Raw genomic sequence first — 6,000 nt, 5'->3', positions numbered from 1 at the left:
ATCCCCTGGGCGAAATGCGCCTGGTAAGCAGAGTTTTTGAAATGTAAGGCCTTTGAATAAGACAAAAGGCTGCCTCATCGCTAACTTTGCAACAGTGCCTACCAGTGCACTCAACTCAGAGAGGCTCTGTCTGGCATGTCTAAGCGGTTGAGTGGCTCCCGCATGTTTTTCTTCCAGATCGTCAAAATCATCAGTCAATTCGGCAGATATGAGCCATTTCAGGTCCAGTTCGCATACAGCGCCATCCTCAGTGATTAGCAGAATCGCTAAAGAGTAAAAATCTCGTTGTGTACACGGGAAATTAAAGTTCGAATCACGAACCCAGGAGCAATCACCGTCAACCGAGCTGACCATCAGGGAAAGCACAGGATCACCGGTTTCAATCCACGTCAAAAGTTGGGCAAAATCTCTCTCGTTACTCGGCCAACATGCCGCCTTATTTAACCGGTCAAGCCAGTCATCCAGCGTTGCATTTTCAAGAACCGGGATGACGTGCTTCAGCCAGGTGATTCTGTACTGAAGATAATTTTCTCCGTGGGGATGTTCTTCGCTTTCAAGTTTGGCCAGCTCCGCAATAGAATCCGTTTTCCAGGACTCAATGGCAGTCGAAAAATCCCGTTCGAGAGCGGCCCGGTCATATCCGTTCAGCTGTAACCGTCGGCGCATCTGTGCCACGGTCGTCCGATAGCCGATAAACGTTCCTTCTGACCAGCTCCCGTCCTCGTCTTTGACAATCTCCCTGACACGATCGGCCTTCTGAAAATACCATTGATGATAGTCATTCTGCGTATCGTACAGAGTGAAGTTACCGATAGAGATATCTGTCCACGTTGACATCGAACACCCTCAATGTAATACATTTGAAATTCATTTGTATTTGTTATTGTGTTTCTAAGAGGTACCAGATAATAACTACATAAGACATACATTTGTAATTCAAAGGAATTTCAAATGTAATTCATTTATATACTTATTCCTCCAGCAACCGCACGTTACCATCACAGAAGTTACACCCTATAAGACCGCTCATTTCAGGAACTGAGGTTGAATGCCCGCCACAGTATCCGCAGGTTTCCAGTGAGTCATGTAATACGAGACAGGTGGTGCACAGGTATCCACCACCGTACTCACATACCGTCTCATAGCCGTCACAATCAGAACAACTTGCAGGAAGACCAGAATGACTAAAATCTTCTGGTTTACCCTCCCATTCATCAAGCAAATCGTATCGTGATGAAGAGTGGTTACATTGTACGCAGGTGAATTCTGTTTCACCGGTAGCGTATAAATTCTGCTTTATCCCGCAGTCAGGGCAGGTAACTTCGAGATACTGATCTGACCTGGTACCGCAGACCAGACAGTCAGATTCATGCAGGGTATTTCCGCTTTCCTCATGTATACACATATCAACCGCAGCTTTTTTACTACAGGAGCGGCAAACTGAGACTGAACATCCCTGTTTTTCGAGTCCATCAAGTTCCGGCTTGAGATAACGAAATTTAGCATCAGCATAAAAAAACGAGCTCCGGAGCATTCCATCTTCGTCTAATGCGAGCTTAGAGTTCAGAGGCTCTCCAAAAATCGAAAACCACTGATCACGCATAAAACGATTTAGCGCAAACCAGGCATCGGCCTGTTCATGAAGAATTTTCTTTGATTGCTCGTCTGTGAAATCGGAATGATAAAAATGAACCACCCGGTTGCGATGGTCTTTGACTTTTTTGAATACGTCGATGGTTTCTTTAGGAAGAGGGTGTTCCAGAACATCAGCTAATCGCTGACATGTTTCATCGTATGTCACCGACTGGAAATCACCTGCAAGGTACCTTGCTCGCTCTATTTTCCTGCCGGAGCACACCAGACTCCAGTGCTCATGTAACAAAGGTACCTTCAGCAGGATCTCGACCGCTGTCCAGAAACTGACAATCGAAAATTTGGGCATGGAGTCCTGCAATTCTTCACGCGCCTTATCCAGAAACACAAGTCCGTTGTCGATCAGAGTCAAAACATCTTTAGATACAAAGGGATCGTCATCACTCTCAAATCTGTATTTGGTTTTTTTCATGGGAACTCAACTTGGTTATCTATTTTATACGCAGTAGCTGCAGCGCATCCTGTGTATCGAGGGTGAAGCGCAGCTGCTGACTGGCAGCCACGTCGAGCGCAAATATTTTCGTATAGACCTCAGTACTCTCAAACTTCTCATGCCCCAGCAGACCCTGGAGTACCTTAGGGTGAACGTGGCCATATAAAAGGTGCATTGCAAAACTGTGCCGGAAGGTATGGGGGCTGACGTCGATGCTCAGTCTGACGCCGTCACGATCCGCGGCATCAGTAGCCCGGACCAGCCAGTTACGCACCGTCCGGTCGGAAACATTCCACACCGGTTGCGCGCGACGTTCGCCTGTAATCGGATCATCTTCAAACTGCTCCTTCGTGCTGGCGAACAGCCGGCGCATCTCATCGACATAGGCCGGGTCCGATAACGGCACCACCCGGTTGGCACTTTTTCCCTTACGCGGACGGCCGCCGCCGGCACGCCGCTGTTTGGCGGTGCGAAGAACGACATGCGGAATGCTCTCGTTAAGGTGAAAGTCACGCCGTCTCAGGGCAAGGCCTTCGTTCAGGCGTGCCCCGGTATTCCATAACGTATTAAAAAAAGCGTGCTGACCCCAGTCCTGAACAAAGTGCAGCAGTCCGGCCACTTCCGGAGCCAGCAGATATTTTGGCAGCTCGGTGTAGTGCCGGGCCATTTCGCGTAGCGAAAGCGCGCGGCCGTAGTCCAGGCCAGCCGACTGGCCTGTCGCCGGCAGGGCAGGGGAGGCGTTAATAAAAGAGGGCAGAGTCATGGTGTCCCCGTTGGTCCGCTCACGCTACGTAAATTCTGTCGGGTTACACCCCTGCAACCCTGCCATTTTTCACGTAGCGCAATCTGATGAAATTCTGCTGTCATTTTCGTTGCTCGCGACCGCGACTGCCACGGAAAAAACCCGCAGAGCGGTGTGCACTGAATTTCCGCTTTCTGGATATATACCATAAATCAGAAACAAATATTTTAGCGTGAGGAGAGTATGGGATCGCAAAAGGATCGAAAAAGGATCCTTTTTGCCTGGATGATGGGGTCTGAAGGGGAGGGAAGGGCTGTATGTTGTGTTCTGTGACAAACTGCCCTCAGTTGGGCGACCTTTCCTCAAATAGCGGAAATCGGAATGCAGATTTTGCAGGGAATGCAGGAAGTACAAAAATTGCACTTCTTTAAGATTTTGTGTATTCTTAAGTCATGGAAATCTTAAACACCCGAGACGAGGCGACTATGACAAACATCAGTTATGCACCTAATAAAGCCCGTGCTCACCTCAAAAACCGTGAGCAAACTGAAATCCAGCTGCTGCAGACCCGCATTCAGAATGTGGGAAGCAAGTTCGTTGAAGCACTGCATGAACTGCCCCACGAGAAGTTACTGGAACTGCTCACGCTGCAGGATGAAACATTCTGGGCTGAATTAAAGAATCAGGCTCAGCTGCAGACATTAATTAATACCATGACACCTGAAAAACAGGCCCAGGAAGATCTTGCTGAAGCGAGAGAAGTATTTCTTAAGTCGCTGGAGAATTCAGGCGGAGTGCATAAATCAACGGCCGTTATAAAAATACTGGCAACCACGCCGCCAACCCTGCATAAAAGAGGAAACCGTGGTGAAGTTATTCAGATTAAATGGGGTTCTGAAAACCTTTACCCGGTATTTCAGTTTTGCACACGTGAGAATAATTCAGAAGGCGGTATGCTGGCCGGCATCCCGGAATTATTATCCCTGATTAAACACAAGGTCAGTGCTGTGCGGAAATGTCACTTCTTTACCCGTAAAGTTGATATTCCGGGAACTGAAACACATGTCTCTATTGTTGACGCGCTGCGCCGTGGCGCTACGCCTGAAGAGATGACCCACTTCAGAATCCTGGCAGAAAACTTTGGTACCAACCATACCATGTAAAAAAATGGGCCTTTTGGCCCATTTTTAATCTCAGAGAGTAAGAATACCCAGCTTTGATTTTAAGATCGCCTGCGTACTTTGTCCGTTGAGACTGAACTGGATTAACGGAGTGACTGAGATGTTCTTCAGCATTCCGTTTCCATCAACGGTGTCAGACCACAACGCGATACAGGTTTTGCCGGTGTGTTGAGACAAATATTCAATACCATCAGCATAATGAGAAAGCACTTCTGCCAGCCACTGAGTATCCTCATAGACAGCTTTAGAGCCCATCAAATAACCTAACGGAGTTTTCAGATGGGGCGCCAGGGCAGCTAAATCAATAATCTTGATTGTGCGTGCTGCCTGAATTACCGCCATACAGTTTTTCTCAAGATCCTCAGTTTCAACAAGCGGAGCATCCTGATAAAACTCTTTCAGCCCTGTAAATGCCGTGGTGGCCAGATACAATACACCTTTGGATTTGCTACGCAGTGAAAAGCGGGTTTCTGATTCAGAGTTGAAATAGATACCATTTCCACCGTAATACTGGTCCTGCACCTTGTAAAAATCAGGTTCAATAGTTAATTCTTTGAAAATTTCACTATCAGAGATTTCTGCGCCGGCTAAGATTTGAGCTACTACATTATGTAGGTCCTCTGTAAATTGGTTCATGGATGATTCCTTCTGTAAAGTTTATATATCGAATTCTTTGAGTTTCCATGTGGAATTCCTCTCAGATTTACGTGTGTGTTGCGCCTGTTATCCAGACGTAACGTGAGGTAGTTGCCCGTTAAGCTGACAACTGAGTTGATAATACATCACCTGGCGCTGGATGTATTAGAACGATCGGTAAAGGATGAACTAAATGATATAACCAACTAATTTTGGTAGGTTTCCGTGTAATACCGGCTGAAGAATTGAACATTTAATTAGCTTTTAAGTGAAATTACGCCGAATACAAATGAACTACTTTTGTAATTCATTTGTATTCGGTGCCGATGATATGCACTTACAGTCTTTACCGGTTCTGGCTGGCGTTGTTACTCATTCTATTGAGTGAGAAATCCTGACCGTCCTGGTTGTTACCGCATCAAAATATCTCCCACAGGTATCAGCCTTCTTTCGACATCAGTTTGCACGTTGATTTGACAAATATTGAACTATAGTTCAATTTATCATTATAAAATCAGTTGGAGTCTAAGATGAAGCTCAGTGTCAGATTGATTGAAGGGTTTAAAAAAACATATCTTCCTCTGCAGTTCAGAGCCTTCTGGGATGATGAGGGATTTTGCTATTTAAAAGTTCAGATCGTTAACGGGAAGATAATTTTTTTCTGTGCTCAGTTGTTAAATTATTATAACACTTCAATTACCAATGCTGTTGAGAGTGTACGGGCATCAGCTGTGAATGCACTCATTAATGACGGTGCAATTAAAATACAGAATCAGCAAGGGATTTTTGATTTATTTAAATCACAGGAACGTAAAAGTAAAGAAGTGATATCAATTCTGTTTGAGTATGTTCGTGAGAATTCTGTATGGGTAGAACATTACGAATCTCAAATCAGCATAACCCAGGATGACCGATATAGTCTGGTTCACTTCAACCAGTACCAGGAACCTAACTGGTCTTTTATTTCTAAAGAAAAACTTGAAGAGACATATCCTGAATTTGATTTTCATGTTTCCAGAAAGTCTCTTGAAAACTGGAGTAATGCCCGATTATCAACTCAGACGATTAAAAAATTATTAAAAGAAAAAAACTGGACCATAAAGGAAGTTGCTGCTCGCTGGAACCGTTCGGAATCATGGATGAGTAAAGTTGTTAATGATGAGGAAAGGGAACTCTACTGGGAAGACGCTTTTAAAGGGCTCCCTTCAAAAATACACGAAAAATGAAGACAGAATCGCCAGTTCTTAATGTTAAAATCCTGTACCCATCAGTACCCTGTTTTGCTTAAAGAAGAACTTGAGATAATTAAGCAACTGGACAAGATGGCCTGCTGATCCCGCAGGCCAGACTGAGCA

6 protein-coding genes are annotated in these 6,000 nt (G+C 45.3%); 2 read left to right on the top strand and 4 right to left on the bottom strand.

Annotated features, from left to right (window positions below; all coding sequences use genetic code 11):
• The 3 genes from HMPREF1144_RS33035 to HMPREF1144_RS16070 form a co-directional block, all read right to left on the bottom strand.
• Window positions 1-837: HEPN/Toprim-associated domain-containing protein (locus tag HMPREF1144_RS33035; protein WP_009653369.1), on the bottom strand; the 837-nt coding region annotated here is incomplete at its 3' end.
• A 133-nt stretch (window positions 838-970) separates the two neighbouring features.
• On the bottom strand, window positions 971-2,065 hold the full coding sequence (locus HMPREF1144_RS16075; protein WP_007372351.1) for a hypothetical protein: 1,095 nt from the start codon (window positions 2,063-2,065) through the stop codon (window positions 971-973).
• A gap of 19 nt (window positions 2,066-2,084) precedes the next feature.
• Window positions 2,085-2,849, bottom strand: coding sequence for a tyrosine-type recombinase/integrase (locus HMPREF1144_RS16070; protein WP_000174662.1), 765 nt, complete (start codon window positions 2,847-2,849; stop codon window positions 2,085-2,087).
• A 464-nt stretch (window positions 2,850-3,313) separates the two neighbouring features.
• Here HMPREF1144_RS16070 and HMPREF1144_RS16065 point away from each other — a divergent pair, with 464 nt between their 5' ends.
• The gene (locus HMPREF1144_RS16065) at window positions 3,314-3,991 is read left to right on the top strand and encodes a hypothetical protein (protein ID WP_000182008.1); all 678 of its coding nucleotides are present in this window, start codon (window positions 3,314-3,316) and stop codon (window positions 3,989-3,991) included.
• A gap of 30 nt (window positions 3,992-4,021) precedes the next feature.
• On the opposite strand, the gene HMPREF1144_RS16060 is transcribed toward HMPREF1144_RS16065, so the two are convergent.
• Complete coding sequence (locus HMPREF1144_RS16060) at window positions 4,022-4,645, bottom strand: RES family NAD+ phosphorylase (protein ID WP_001071437.1); 624 nt, start codon at window positions 4,643-4,645, stop codon at window positions 4,022-4,024.
• Window positions 4,646-5,175: 530 nt separating this feature from the next.
• Between HMPREF1144_RS16060 and HMPREF1144_RS16055 the strand changes: the two genes are divergently transcribed.
• Entirely contained in the window at window positions 5,176-5,871 is a 696-nt protein-coding gene (locus HMPREF1144_RS16055) for a hypothetical protein (protein ID WP_009653371.1), read from the top strand.
• Window positions 5,872-6,000 lie beyond the last annotated feature (129 nt).

The organism is Klebsiella sp. OBRC7, assembly GCF_000293135.1.
Classification (GTDB): domain Bacteria; phylum Pseudomonadota; class Gammaproteobacteria; order Enterobacterales; family Enterobacteriaceae; genus Klebsiella; species Klebsiella michiganensis.
This window is presented reverse-complemented; position numbering and strand designations above follow the sequence as displayed.